This window comes from Psychroserpens sp. (genome assembly GCF_047633235.1).
Classification (GTDB): domain Bacteria; phylum Bacteroidota; class Bacteroidia; order Flavobacteriales; family Flavobacteriaceae; genus Psychroserpens.
In genome coordinates this window covers 1-14,193 of sequence record NZ_JBLIET010000016.1, presented here as the reverse complement: position 1 = coordinate 14,193, position 14,193 = coordinate 1, and the positions used below count along the sequence as shown (strand labels likewise).

Here is a 14,193-nt window from a genome sequence, read left to right as displayed (position 1 = left end):
CAAATTATTAAAATTTGGGGTTTCTTTATTTTGTGATCATACCACAGCTTAATGGCTATGCCCTGCTTTTGCGCCGTTAAGCAGCATACCTGTTCCTTTAATTATGATTTGCTTACCTTTTAAGACGTCATAATTTAAAATTTCAATAGTTGTTTCTGTTCGTTTACCAACATCCAATTTTATTTTTTCTAAATAAAATTCATCACCATGATTTTCTTCCATTACCAAAGCGTAGGCATTACCTTCAAACTCTATAATAGCATCGATTGGTAAACTCATTCCTTTTGTATTAGCAATAATAATATCGGCTTCTACGAACATACCAACAATAAAATTCTCTTCATCATTATCCAGATGCCCATGTACTTTTACACGCCTTGTTTGCTCGTCAATAGTAGTGCCAACTAAATGTACTTCAGCTTCATAAATAGCTTCGGAAGCTTCAGGTATTTTAAATAAAATTTCCTGATCTTTTTTAATTTTCATGATATCCTTTTCAAACACCGACAATTCTAAATGTATGTGGTCTGTATCTACAATTTCCAAAATCACATCGCTAGACGACACAAAAGTACCATTACTCACATTTACCTTAGCGACAGAACCCTCGATTGAGGCGTAAAGATTAATAGTAGAAGAGATTTGACCTTGCTCTACATGCTTTGGATCGATATTAATCATTTGTAATTTTCTACGTAATCCATTATAATGTGCTAAGTTGCTTTTATAAGCACTTTCGGCTTTTAAATAGTTTTTTTCTGAAGTAATTCGCTCATCAAACAATGTTTTTTGTCGGTTAAACTCAGATTTCAAATAATTAATTTGTTCTGCAACCTCCAAATATTGCTGTTGTAATTCGACAAACTCAGTGCTCTCAAGTGTCACCAAAAGTTGTCCTTTCTTTACTTTATCACCAATCAATAAAGGGGTTTTGGTAATATAACCACCCACAAATGTAGTCACGCTAGATTTATTATGTGGTGGTACATCAATCACACCATTAACTTTTACTATATCGTAAAAATTGACTTCTTCAAGGCTACCAAAAGCCATTTTTTCTCCTTCAAATTGAGCTTTAGTAATAGTGATTTTATCTGAATGCTCTTCAGTTTCTAAACTAACTTCTTCTTTGTTTTCAAAATTTCCGCAGGCGAATAAAACCATTGTAAATAATAAGATATATGTATGTTTCATCATTATAAAATTAAATAGTTGATAGTAATTACTGTTTGATTATATTGATTGAGTTGCTCTAGGTAACTTAATTGAATTTCCTTAGCAGTCTCTAAACTCTGGATGTATTGGAAAAAGTCAATTTCACCTTCCTTAAATGTGCGATTTGCTGTTTTTATTATTTCTTCAGAAAGTATTTTGCCTTGTGTTTCATAATAGTCAATACTTTCTTCATGTTGCCTAAGTTTTGCTGTTAGCAATTCATATTCAGCATTTAATTGTTTCTCGTAGTCAATTTTCTGCTCTGAGACAATATCTTCAGTGATTTTTGATGCTTTGATTTTAGAGCGTTGACCACCAAACAAAAAAGGAATTTTTAATCCAAACTGATATCCAATAACGGTTTGGTTTAAATTATTGTTTGTCCCTTGAAAATACGCCGCACTTAAATCTGGAAGCAAACTCTGTTTCTCCAATTTAGTTTGCGCTTGCTGGTAATTTAGAGACGCATCAAAAAAGGTCAAGCCTTCATGTTCTTCTAATGACAAATTTTGAAGCTCTAATTTTTGAAGTTCAACGTCTTTAATTTCTATAGAGTTTACCTGAACCACTTTTTTAAGTCGCGCTATAGATTGATTCACATTTTGTAACGATTGTTTATATAAAGATTCTAATTGTTTTTGTTTAGAACGCGCAGTAATCATTTCCAAATAATTGGTCTCTCCTAATTTAAAACGTCTTTCTGCTTTTTTAGCAAAATCCTTATACAAGCTATCCAAGTAGTGATAAGCCAAAGCTTTATTTTTTGCGTAACTCAATTGATAGTAATTTGAATAGACATCCCTTTTAACTGTCAATAATTGTAAGCGATACTTCGTTTCTTGCAAATCTACTTTTGATTGATTACGTTTCTTTTCAGCAAAATAAACAGTCGGGAATTTAAAATCCTGTGACACTCCAAAAACATTGAGAGGTGCATTATTTATGGCCAAATTGTTTTCATCATACTGATAATAAATACTCGTTTTATCAAAACTAAAAGCACTTCCAATTAATGCATTTGACTCCTCTATTTTTAATATATCTGCTTTTAGTTGTCCATTGTTTTCAATCGCTAATGATAAGGTTTCTTCAACTGTCAACGCATTATTTTGAGCATTTGCTCCAAAGGTCATTACTAAAAAAACGATAGTCACTATTGCTGTTTTATTGATTTTCACAGTGCTTTTCTTTTCCAACCAAGCATATAATACGGGTAAAACAATTAAAGTTAAAAGTGTCGCAGTAATCAAACCACCAATAACCACTGTTGCCAATGGCCGTTGTACTTCAGCACCTGCATTTGTCGAAATCGCCATAGGCAAAAACCCTAAAGCTGCTGCAGATGCTGTTAACAAAACAGGCCTCAAACGTTCGCTTGTTCCCTTTTTAATTCGCTCCTCAATATTTGAGAAACCCTGTGCTTTAAGCTCTTTAAAATGTTCGATGAGAACGATTCCGTTTAAAACGGCAATTCCAAAAAGTGCGATAAATCCAACTCCAGCAGATATACTAAAGGGCAAGTCCCTAATCCATAATAATAGAACGCCTCCAACCGCTGCAAAAGGGATAGCTGTATAAACAATCACAGCCTCTTTTACTGAGCCAAATGCGAAATAGAGTAATATAAATATGAGAACTAACGCCACAGGAACTGCCACCATTAACCGGTCTTTAGCACTTTGCAAATTCTCAAATTGTCCACCGTAAGTAATAGAATACCCAACAGGCAACTCAAGCTGATCCGCTATAATTTGTTGTACATCATTAACTACCGACTGCAAATCTCGATTTCTTACATTAATTCCAACAACAATTCGTCGTTTAGTATCATCTCTAGAAATTTGAGCAGGACCCGTAGTGTATTTAATTTCTGCCAATTCATTTAGAGGTATTTTATCTCCATATGGAGTATCTACATATAAATTTTGAAGACTTTCTAAATTTTTTCGATTTTTCTCCTGTAAACGAATTACCAAATCAAAACGTTTTTCACCTTCAAAAACACTTCCAACAGATTCTCCTGCAAAACCCATAGAAATTATTCGGTTTAAATCAGAAATATTCATCCCATATCGTGCAATTTTACTACGATTATATGTAATACTCATTTGTGGTAAGCCTTCTACTTTTTCTACAGAAATATCTGCGGCACCCTCTACTCCCTGAATCAAATCCCTGATCTCATCAGCTTTATTAGCTAAAATAGTTAAATCTTCACCAAAAATCTTAATCGCTACATCTGCCCTAACACCTGTAATCAATTCATTAAAACGCATTTCTATAGGTTGCGTAAATTCTACTTCCATTTCTGGAATTACAGCCAGCGCTTCTTTAAATTTATCTGCTAACTCGTCTTTACTGTGAGCAGAGGTCCATTCCTTCTTAGGTTTAAGCTTAATAATAACATCACTTTCTTCCATAGACATTGGATCTGTAGGCACTTCTGCTGCTCCAATTCGAGAAACAACCTGATCCACTTCAGGGAAATTATCCAATAAAATTTGCTCTATATGAGTTGTGATATCAACCGTTTTTGCTAGAGAGGTTCCCGTTTTCAAAATTGGCTGTATTACGAAATCACCTTCATCAAGTGTAGGAACAAATTCACCACCCATTCGTGTAAAAACTCCAACACTCATTGCTAATAATAATACAGAAAACAAAACAACCGTTTTTTTATGATTTAATGACCAATGGATAATTGGTTGATAATGCTTATTTAAAAAATTCATCAATCTTAAAGAAATATTTTTACTCGATACTTTACTAGGTTTTAAAAACAAAGATGAAACTACAGGAACATAAGTTAAACAAAGTATCATTGCTCCAATCAACGCAAAACTAAATGTCATCGCCATAGGTCTAAACATTTTACCTTCAATACCGCTCAAAGAAAGAATAGGAATAAATACTATTAAGATGATTAATTGACCAAAAATGGCGGAATTCATCATTTTTGAAGCACTTTTTAGTGTGATTTGATCAATTTCTGATTGTTTTTCATGTTTATTAATTTTGGCTATTTGAGAAGATTTGGACATGATTTGAAATGCAATAAACTCCACAATAATAACTGCTCCATCGATAATGATTCCAAAGTCAATGGCACCTAAACTCATCAAATTGGCATCTACGTCAAAAATATTCATTAGAATAATAGCAAATAATAAGCTTAACGGAATAACAGATGCAACGATTAACCCAGAGCGCCAATTCCCAAGTAAAAGTACAACCACAAAAATGACAATGAGAGACCCTAAAATTAAATTTTCTGCAACGGTAAATGTGGTTTTACCAATAAGCTCGCTGCGTTCTAAAAACCCATTAATATAAACACCTTCTGGCAATGTGCTTTGTATGGAGGCAACGCGCTCTTTTACAGTACCAATTACTTCTTTAGAATTACCGTCTTTGAGCATCATAATTTGGCCTAAGACTTTTTCGCCTTCGCCATTTCCTGTGATTGCTCCAAAACGAGTTGCACTACCAAAGCCAACAATTGCCACATCTTTAATGAAAATTGGTGTACCGTCATTTCTTACAACAATATTCTCAATATCTTCTAAAGAGTTTACCAAACCTTCTCCACGAATAAAAAAAGCTTTGCCATTTTTTTCTATATAGCCACCACCTGCAACACTATTATTCTTTTCTAATGCTTCATATATTTCTGATATTGAAATGTTCATTGAAACTAATTTAGATGGATCAATAGCAACTTCATACTGCTTTAAAAATCCCCCCCAAGTATTGACTTCAACGACACCTGGAATTCCTGACAATTGACGTTTTACAATCCAATCTTGGATAGTACGCAAATCTGTAGTAGTATATACATCTTCATAACCAGGCTTCACATCTAGAATATACTGATAGATTTCACCTAAACCAGTAGTGATTGGTCCCATTTCTGGAATTCCAAATCCTTTTGGAATTTGTTCTGAAGCTGATTTTATTTTTTCGGCAATGAGCTGTCTCGGTAAATAAGTACCCAAATCGTCATCAAAAACGATGGTCACTACTGATAAACCAAATTTTGAAACTGATCGTATTTCTTCAACTCCTGGTAAATTAGCCATTTCTAGCTCGACAGGATAAGTAATAAATTGCTCCACATCTTGAGTTGATAAATTTCGAGATGTAGTAATGACTTGTACTTGATTGTTGGTAATATCAGGAACTGCACCAATTGGAATTTGACTTAAAGAAAAAATTCCAAAGCCAACAATAAAGGATGTAAAAACGAAAACAATCAGCTTATTATTTAAGCTAAATTTAATAATTGATTCTAACATAATTCGATGTAATAAGAATTAATAATCCCACAAAAGACAAGGTGCCTTGCAGATTTTAAAAAACGCTTGAAAAAAGAATTATGCGACTCTTGGAGGTTGAAAAACGCTAGATTTTTCAAATAAAGAGACAGACTCCTTATAGAAAAAATTGAAAGGAATTTCTATAAATGCATCATATGTAAAGTCGAATGTTATCGTCTCAAAAGTAAATGCGACACTAGTATGACCACAAGTTTGATGTTTAAAAGGTAAATTCTCATGTTCTCTATGATTATTATTATTATCTCCAACAGTACTATAGTGCTCTACAAGAAACTCAAAAAACGAATCACCATAAGTGTCTTGGTGATATTCTGCGTGCTCTAGCAAGACGCTCATCTTAGATACATCTTCTAAGCTCATATTGAGACTCTGAAAAAGCACTAAGAAAGAAAATACTATGGCAAACAGTTTTTGCATTTGGTAAAGTTATAAAAAAAAACGTTTTACGTGTTATTTAAACTTTAAATTACTAGAATTAAGCCTTTAACAGCACTGTTCCTGTGGGTATGGTTTACTGTTCCTATGTGTATGGTTTCAATAATTTATATAGAATCTATTAGAAGTAAAACTATAATTACGTTAATTTCACTATCCCCTAATGAGGAACTATAGAGTGCTTTTGTGAGCAAATTCCAAACATAAAATAAACATGGAATCGGTCAATAAAAGAATTTTATTTATAAATAAATTGATGAAAAGTTAGTGGCAGAGTTTCACTAAGAACTATTCCTGTTTTAAGATACAATTATAGTAAAAAAGGTTGCGTTCATTTTAATATAAGTTTGTTTAATAGGCAACAATTATTTATCTGCAAAGATTTAAAACTCATTGTACTGTTAATTCGTAAATTATTACTTATACATTTAACATAATTTTAGTATTTTGCTCATTTAAATAATATGTGGATAAATATAAAATCATGAGCAAGCATTATATGGTGGCACTTCTAATCTGTACTCTAAATTGTTTTGCATTTAGCCAAATCATGTATCAAAATACGGCCACTACAACTGGCCTAAATTACTCTGTAGGAACACCTTATTTGGGAAGCGGACCGTCTTTTGTGGACTTTGATAATGACGGATGGGACGATTTAACTTTTGCCTCAGGCGATGGACAATCAGTTAAGTTTTTTAAAAACAATAATGGTGATTTTACAGAAATTGACCTTAATCTTACCAGTATAAATTATCAAACCAAACAAATAAACTGGGTGGATTTTGATAATGATGGTGACAAAGATCTATTCGTTACAAGTAACACCAATGGAAATAGACTTTTTGAGAATACTGGTAGTTTGAATTTACAAGATATTACCGCGACAACAGGGTTTCCGTTAGGTAATATTTTTACTAATGGTGCATCCTGGGCAGACTACAATAATGATGGCTTTCTGGATGTGTTTCTTTGTAGCAAAGACGCTACGACAGAAACCAGTACTCCTAATTTTCTCTATAAAAATAATGGCGATGGTACATTTGTAGACGTTTCAAATAGTGCTGGTATAGATTCAGATAAACATCTAACATTTTGCTCTGTCTTTCTAGACATTAATAATGATGGCTGGCAAGATATCTACACATCAAATGATAAAGGTAATAATCTAAATCAGTTATATAAGAATAATGGAGATGGGACATTTACAGAAATTGGGTTTTCTTCTGGAACAAATTTAGGCATTAATGCAATGTCAACAACAGTAGGTGATTACAATAATGATGGATGGATTGACATCTATGTAACCAATGGAGGAAATGCTGTTTTACTAGTAAACAATGGAGATGAAACGTTCACTGATCAAGCTGTAAACACCGGTTGTGAACATGGTGGCTTTACTTGGGGAGCGGTTTTTCTTGATGCCGATAATGACTCAGATCTAGATTTATATGCTAGTAGTTCACTCTACAACATACCATCCATTAATACATCTGTTATGTACGAAAGACTAAGTGATGGTTCTTTTCAAATACCAAATAATGCTGGTTTTGCAAATGATGAAAATCAAAGTTATTGCAATGCTATTGGTGATTTTAACAATGATGGCCTTAGTGATGTCATAGTTACCAACAGTAATAATCAAACTGTTGATTTATGGGAAAATTTAAATGATGAAAACAATAGCTGGTTAAAAATTAAGCTTGAAGGCACCCAAAGTAATAAAGACGGTATTGGTGCAAGAATCGAGTTATCTGCCAATAATATCCTTCAATATCGTCAAAGTCATAATGGAGAAGGTTACATGTCACAAAACTCTCAAACAATGATTTTTGGCCTGCACACTTCAAATCTTGTGGATTATCTTAAAATAAATTGGCCCAGTGGTATTGAAGATATATTTTATAACATTGATATTAACCAAACATTAAATATTGTTGAAGGCTCAAGCACATTGTCTATAAGTGAGTTAGACACCTCAAAATTAAACATGTATCCTAACCCTGTCACTAATACTTTATTTATTACCTGTAAGAAAGATATATTGATGTACAATATTTCAAATATACTATCTCAAGAAATCTATAGTTCTAAAGCCCAAGACACTAATGAATCAATAGATTTTTCAAGTTATGAATCTGGAGTTTATTTTGTAAATATCACTTTTCAAGACAACACTAAAATCACCAAAAAAGTAATTAAAGACTAAAAATAAGCCTTTAACTGAACTGTTCCTGTGTGGATGGTTTTACTGGTTTCGGTTTTTCTTCCAAAATAATTTAAATTCAGATCTAAAAACTTAGTTAGTTTCTTCTGAGCCAATAAACTCCATGTAAAATTATTTCCTGGCTGCAAGCCTTCTAAAATTTGATAGGCAACAGGTGTATTGGCATTACCTATAAATTCGTTTTTAAAGAAATTCACCTCTCCCGTCAATGCAATCTTATTCGCATTATTATAAGTGAACGACAACCCATAATTATTCTGAAGTAATTGTTCCATACTCCCAATCGTATTGTCCTTTGAAGTATATTGATAAAACACATCAAAACGTGCATTCTCATTAAATATATAAGATAGTTTAGGCTGAAACCTTACTTCATCGAGATTAAAATTTCGAGTTACAAAGTTTTCACTCAAACTTTCATTATTCTCAAAACTAGATTGCAAATTAATGAGCCAGTTGGACCAAAATTTATGATTAAACTGCAATTGATGGCTTTCTATTTTATTTTCTTGAAACCCGATAGAGAGTGTCGTTCTATTGGTATTTGCTAAATAGGTATAAGATGTGGTATACTTTTGTTTCCCTCTGTTAAAAAACAGTACATTACGAATACTATTGTTTAATGCCAGTTGATTTAGGTCATCGGTAGAGAAAGGATTTAAGTCAAACTCCTCACCTTCTCTCCTATTTTTTCTATCTACCAAATAAGACGTTTGATTATAAAAATGAGACCAAAATCTCTTTCCTTTTTCTTCGGAAACAGACCACTGTTGTGGATTAATAGTCAATGTTTGACTAAATCTATTTTGATGTGTTCTTACAAAAACCTGATTAGGCAATAACACTCTAATAAACGCACCTTGATCTGCGAATTGAGCAAGTTCAAACTCATTGAGTTCTTGGATTCCATTTTCATTATAATCAATCCAAGTATAGGCACCTTGACCAGGCTCCACACCTACATAGGTAAAATCTTGCTGTGGTAAGGTTCCAGAATTAGTTTCAAAAACAGTATTTAAAAGCACAAGATTATTCCATAATTTCTGATTAAAATTCAATCTAGAATTCAACGAATTTTCATCCTCGACGGTATCATCTTCACTTTTTAGTTTTCGGAAATTGGTATAAACACCCAAACTGGTATTCTTATTCTGGATGATTTTCGACTTCAAATAATACGTATTAGAGGTATTGACTCGTTTTACTTCATTACCCCGTAAACTGTCATTAACGCGATGTTTATAACCAATCTCAACAAAGACGCCTGTGCTATCTCCAATTCCTGTAAATACTTCATAAGAGTTAAAACGCTGGCTTAAATTTGTCAATATATCACTTTCTCTATCACGTTGTTCATTGTCTTCTAAAGCAATTCTAGTTCCAACCCATTGGGTTTTAAAATTATAAGTTACTCTATTAAATGAGCGGACAAACGTTGAAGTTGACACACTGCTTTTATTACTTAAAAAACTAGAATTAGAAAATATATGAAACTGATTAAGTTGAAGATTAGCAAATACGTTATGTCTATTCCCATTAAAATTCTCAGAATAATTAAGGTGTTCAAATTGATAAGACGCTACACCTTTTTTTGGATGTATAAGTTCTAACCCAGAAGACAATAAAGACTGATTACCAAGTGGATCTTCTAAATTCCAATCGCGATTAAACTCTGCTCTATATAAACGCTGAATAGTCGTAAAATCTTTGTTAATAAGATCTGCATCAATATTTGCATTAAGATTCCAGAGGCTATCTGTTTTAATAATATTTTGGTTGACACGAAGCTTTGCTGCAAAACCATTATTATTGCCATCATCGATATTAGAAAACAGATTTACATCATTTTTACTACCCGCAAGTTCAAAAAACACGTCTGTCTGTTCTGTTGGTTTATAACTGCCGTTAACAACTGCGACTTGTAGTTTTTCTGGAGCGATTAAGCGCACAATCGGTTCATAACTTCCCTGTAAAACACCATTTATAGGGTCAACATATTCATAAATATTTTCAACTGCATTACTATTTATTAATACATAATTTCCAAGATTAGCATCAACTAAGGTAAAACGCACACTAAATAAATTGTCATCTTCATTATTTGAAAATACAAAACGTTCAATCCCATTAATGACCTCTTTTCTATATAAAATACGATTATCATCAAATGCTTCGGAAACATCGGAAGGTGCCATCATTAGCGATTGATCATCTCCTGCGTTCGCTAGTATCTCAACTTGTTCTGCAGAAAGATTTTGCTGCAAAGGTTGGTTTTTAGCATCTGCTTCAGAATATACCGAAACGCCTAGTTTTAATTTTTCAGATTCATAAGCACCTCCTCCAAAAATGGTAAATCGCGAGAAATTACGTTCGCTAAACTGATAATCTACAGTGATTCTCATTTCCGAAGTCATAGAGAAAGTAGAATTGAATATAATCTCTCCGGCATTATAATCTATGATATAATCTTTATTTTCACCACGTTCAATTGGGAGACCATTGACATAAACGGTTTCACTACCAGACACAATTAAAACAAACAACTCATTATTGGGTCCTGTGAATTTATAAGGTCCTTGATTACCTTCTTGCGCAGTAAATTGGCTCGTTGTAAATTGACCTCTCGCCAAAGCTCCAGATGCAAAAAGATTGGTTTTTGAGTCGTCGTCTCCAAAATTCGCACTCACCTGAAGCCCTTGTACTCGCTTGGTGAAGTTGGCAAAATAACTATTGGTATTGGTCAAATCTATATCACCAGCTCTTATATTCCAATCTTCACTAAAAAGCTCTATAAAGACCTGATCAAACTCATCTAATCGTTGTGAATAGCCGCTTTCTTGCAATGGTATATTAGCATCTTGTATGGAGGCCCTAAGAGACACCTTATCACTTAGTTTTCCAGAAATCTGTAAATCTAATTCACTATTTAAAACTGAATTTTGATTATTTCCAAGCGTCACACCTCTTGAAATACTTCCAGATGTACTCAACCCGCCAAAAGGCGCGTAATCTCGTTGAAGATTGGATTGGTTAAGTTTGTAGAGTCTTTGAAGGTTATTTGTGTTTTCTACAATTATCTTTTCGTCGAGTTGTGCATATTTTCGAGTTAAAAAATCAGGATAACGTAAATAAGATATTTCGACGGAATCTACCTCTACCGGTTTTTTGAAGGTTAATATGGAATTAGCAAAGTTTACCTTGTAATAAGATGTGTCAATTAATTGTTGGTTTGTTTTCCGAAGAAAAAACCAGCTAGAGTTAATACTTACGGTATCAATTTTAACTGAATCTCTAACCACTACTTTTTTCACCCTATAATTAGAAGTTGTCTCTTGTGCAAAAGCACAAAAGGACAGCATAAAACAAATTAAAGAGATTGTAAATTTCATCGTGTAAAAATAACTCTTATTATAAGAAAATATTTCACTGAAAATATTCTAAGCTCATAAGTAAGAAAATACTTAAACTTAATTACGGAAAAACCGTAAATTTCCTTTAAAAACGAAAAAACAGCTTATTAATTTCGACAATTCATTTTTTTTTTTTCATGTTTACATAACCAATTAAACTTAAATTTTATGAAAAAACTACTATTATTATTTGGAGTATTTGCACTTATTTTTCAATCTTGTGAAGTTAATGAGATTGAGTCTCAAGAAGAGTCATTGAGAATTGATCTGGCAAAAATTGAAAATTTAAAAAATCTAGACGAAAATTCTCAACGTATTGCATTTAGATTACTAAACCATAAAGAAAAATACACATTTAGAATGTTCTTTATTAATGACTTCATAGCAAATAGTGACTTAAACAAAGAACAAATAAGTCTAATAGAAGAATTGAAATCAAATTTCAACAGTACTGTTTACCTTAAAAATGATTATTCTGAATATTTTAAAACAATATTTATAACAGATTGGTCTAACAGAGCATTGGTCCATTTTTCGATGAAAGAAATACGTTATTTAGCTAATTCAGGTAATAAAAGAGATTTTAGTAATTCTGCCCAACAAAGAGCAAGCGGATGTAAATGTCATGAAGGTGGTACTTTTAAATGTACAAAAAAAGTAACAGTTGGTTCTGGTATTCCCGAACTTGTAGATGTTGATGTAGAGCTCGTTGATTGTGATAGCTCACAATGTCAAACACCTGGAAGTATTAATAGCGATGGCTATTGGGAAGAAGACGAGAGCGGTTGTGGTTGGTTTTGGATGGAAAGTTGCAATGGAACTTGCTAGTAATTTAAATGGATGAAAATTTTAAGAAAAAAATATTTTTTAACAATTGTTTTATCTATTATTATATTTATATGTTTAGCTTTATTACCAGCGTTTATAAGTAAGGTATCGCATAAAATATTTATTGGAGTTTTATTTTGTATATATTTTTTAATTCCAATATTATCTTTTAAAAAGTCTGACACTAAAAAAGTCAGGCTTTTTAAAATTTTGATAATAACAATTCCTGGAATAATAATTTATTTAATCTTTCCTATCTTTAATTGGAGTCCTAAATTGTTTCCTCTCGGAATATCGGTATTATTGGCGGGAATTTTCGGATATTTTCTGCCAAATAAAAATGTTTTATTAAAATTATTAATTTCAGTAATTTTAGTTGCCTTAGGATATCATTACTTTCCGAAATATTCATCTGAAATATCATATCGACAAAATTTTATAAATGTTACTTTAAACCAAAACTTAAAGTTTCATGAAGACAACCTAAATCTACTAGAAACAAGTAATAGTAAGTTAGTAATTTTAGAGTTCTGGAATTCAGCTTGTGCACAATGTATTAAAGACTTTCCTAAATTTCAAAAATTTTATAATGAAAATAAAAACAAGTATGAAATCTATTCAGTAAATATACCCTGGAAAAGAGACAAAGAAAATAACTTTAATGCAAAAAAATTTATAGACAGTCTAAACTTTGATTTTCCTGTTTTATCAATGGAGTATGAAGAAGCTAAAAAATTAGAGGTTATGTATTTCCCTACAGCACTAATAATAGATAGAAAAAATATTAAATACAATGGCAGGCTTATTTATGAATCTAAAGGGAAAAATGATATGCTTAAAATAATTAAAAAAATAATTAATGAATAACTACTATAAAACTCTTTTTCTTCTAACTATTTTAATAGTTCAATCTTGTAAAAACGCATCTGAGTCATTAGAGAACCCTAAAATTGCTACTATAGAAATTTTAGAAAAAGAATTTGATTTTGGTCAAGTAAGTATGGAGGATAGTGCTTCTTTTACTTTTTCTATAAAAAACATCTCGAAAATTCCATTTAAAATCTCAAAAGTTGGAACAAGTTGCGGTTGTACAACTACAGAATACACCAAAGACAGCATTAATTTAAATGAAGTTGCAACTGTAAAATTACTTTTTAAGCCCAATCAAATTGGTCATATTGAAAAATCAATTGTTGTAGAAGGCAATACTGACCCACCATTTAATGTGTTTTATATTAAAGGAGATGTTGTAGAATAATCTTAAAGTCCTGTTTTTAAAGCAGGACTTTTTTATTTTTGTAGCAATATTTAAAATCTTACTATGAAAATTATCTCCTACAATGTCAACGGTATTCGAGCTGCAATGAAAAAAGGCTTTATTGATTGGCTTATAAGTGCAAATCCAGATGTGATTTGTCTTCAAGAAATCAAAGCTATGAAAGAGCAAGTTGATATTGAAGCCATTGAAAACGCTGGTTACAAGTACAATTATTGGTTTAGCGCGCAAAAAAAGGGCTACAGCGGTGTCGCCATTTTGAGTAAAATAGAACCTAAGCATGTCGCATTTGGAACAGGAATACAGTCTATGGATTTTGAAGGTCGTAATATTAGAGTAGATTTTGACGGTATTTCTGTCATGAGCATGTATTTACCCTCTGGAACTAATACAGCTCGTTTAGAACATAAGTTTGAATATATGGATTTGATACATGGTTATTTAAATGATCTATGTAAAACACAA

The 14,193-nt window shown here is 32.1% G+C and carries 9 protein-coding genes; 5 read left to right on the top strand and 4 right to left on the bottom strand.

Annotated elements, in window-relative coordinates; translation table 11 throughout:
• Positions 1-48: 48 nt before the first annotated feature.
• The 3 genes from ACJAZK_RS06925 to ACJAZK_RS06915 all read right to left on the bottom strand — a co-directional run bounded on the left by ACJAZK_RS06925 (position 49) and on the right by ACJAZK_RS06915 (position 5,969).
• Entirely contained in the window at positions 49-1,197 is a 1,149-nt protein-coding gene (locus ACJAZK_RS06925) for an efflux RND transporter periplasmic adaptor subunit (RefSeq protein ID WP_415223267.1), read from the bottom strand.
• Positions 1,197-5,510, bottom strand: a complete 4,314-nt coding sequence (locus ACJAZK_RS06920) for a CusA/CzcA family heavy metal efflux RND transporter (RefSeq protein ID WP_415223266.1) — start codon at positions 5,508-5,510, stop codon at positions 1,197-1,199. The genes ACJAZK_RS06925 and ACJAZK_RS06920 overlap by 1 nt, the downstream gene beginning before the upstream one ends.
• A 78-nt stretch (positions 5,511-5,588) precedes the next feature.
• Positions 5,589-5,969 (bottom strand): hypothetical protein, encoded by a 381-nt coding sequence (locus ACJAZK_RS06915; protein WP_415223265.1) that lies wholly within the window; start codon positions 5,967-5,969, stop codon positions 5,589-5,591.
• A 502-nt stretch (positions 5,970-6,471) separates the two neighbouring features.
• Here ACJAZK_RS06915 and ACJAZK_RS06910 point away from each other — a divergent pair.
• Positions 6,472-8,196 (top strand): FG-GAP-like repeat-containing protein, encoded by a 1,725-nt coding sequence (locus ACJAZK_RS06910; RefSeq protein WP_415223264.1) that lies wholly within the window; start codon positions 6,472-6,474, stop codon positions 8,194-8,196.
• Here the strand turns inward: ACJAZK_RS06910 and ACJAZK_RS06905 are convergent.
• A complete protein-coding gene (locus ACJAZK_RS06905; protein WP_415223263.1) occupies positions 8,193-11,603 on the bottom strand; it encodes a hypothetical protein in 3,411 nt (1,136 codons plus the stop codon). The two genes, ACJAZK_RS06910 and ACJAZK_RS06905, sit on opposite strands and share 4 nt — an antisense overlap.
• A gap of 189 nt (positions 11,604-11,792) precedes the next feature.
• Between ACJAZK_RS06905 and ACJAZK_RS06900 the strand changes: the two genes are divergently transcribed.
• The 4 genes from ACJAZK_RS06900 to ACJAZK_RS06885 form a co-directional block, all read left to right on the top strand.
• A complete protein-coding gene (locus ACJAZK_RS06900; RefSeq protein ID WP_415223262.1) occupies positions 11,793-12,452 on the top strand; it encodes a bacteriocin fulvocin C-related protein in 660 nt (219 codons plus the stop codon).
• 12 nt (positions 12,453-12,464) lie between these two features.
• Positions 12,465-13,319, top strand: coding sequence for a TlpA family protein disulfide reductase (locus ACJAZK_RS06895; protein WP_415223261.1), 855 nt, complete (start codon positions 12,465-12,467; stop codon positions 13,317-13,319).
• Complete coding sequence (locus ACJAZK_RS06890) at positions 13,312-13,710, top strand: DUF1573 domain-containing protein (protein ID WP_415223260.1); 399 nt, start codon at positions 13,312-13,314, stop codon at positions 13,708-13,710. The genes ACJAZK_RS06895 and ACJAZK_RS06890 overlap by 8 nt, the downstream gene beginning before the upstream one ends.
• 63 nt (positions 13,711-13,773) lie before the next feature.
• Positions 13,774-14,193 (top strand): exodeoxyribonuclease III (locus ACJAZK_RS06885; protein WP_415223259.1); only part of this gene is annotated, 420 nt, incomplete at its 3' end.

Bases quoted from the DNA above. Each gene is read 5' to 3' on its own strand.
- ACJAZK_RS06925 (WP_415223267.1), bottom strand. From the start codon at position 1,197: ATGATGAAACATACATATATCTTATTATTTACAATGGTTTTATTCGCC.
- ACJAZK_RS06920 (WP_415223266.1), bottom strand. From the start codon at position 5,510: ATGTTAGAATCAATTATTAAATTTAGCTTAAATAATAAGCTGATTGTT.
- ACJAZK_RS06915 (WP_415223265.1), bottom strand. From the start codon at position 5,969: ATGCAAAAACTGTTTGCCATAGTATTTTCTTTCTTAGTGCTTTTTCAG.
- ACJAZK_RS06910 (WP_415223264.1), top strand. From the start codon at position 6,472: ATGAGCAAGCATTATATGGTGGCACTTCTAATCTGTACTCTAAATTGT.
- ACJAZK_RS06905 (WP_415223263.1), bottom strand. From the start codon at position 11,603: ATGAAATTTACAATCTCTTTAATTTGTTTTATGCTGTCCTTTTGTGCT.
- ACJAZK_RS06900 (WP_415223262.1), top strand. From the start codon at position 11,793: ATGAAAAAACTACTATTATTATTTGGAGTATTTGCACTTATTTTTCAA.
- ACJAZK_RS06895 (WP_415223261.1), top strand. From the start codon at position 12,465: ATGAAAATTTTAAGAAAAAAATATTTTTTAACAATTGTTTTATCTATT.
- ACJAZK_RS06890 (WP_415223260.1), top strand. From the start codon at position 13,312: ATGAATAACTACTATAAAACTCTTTTTCTTCTAACTATTTTAATAGTT.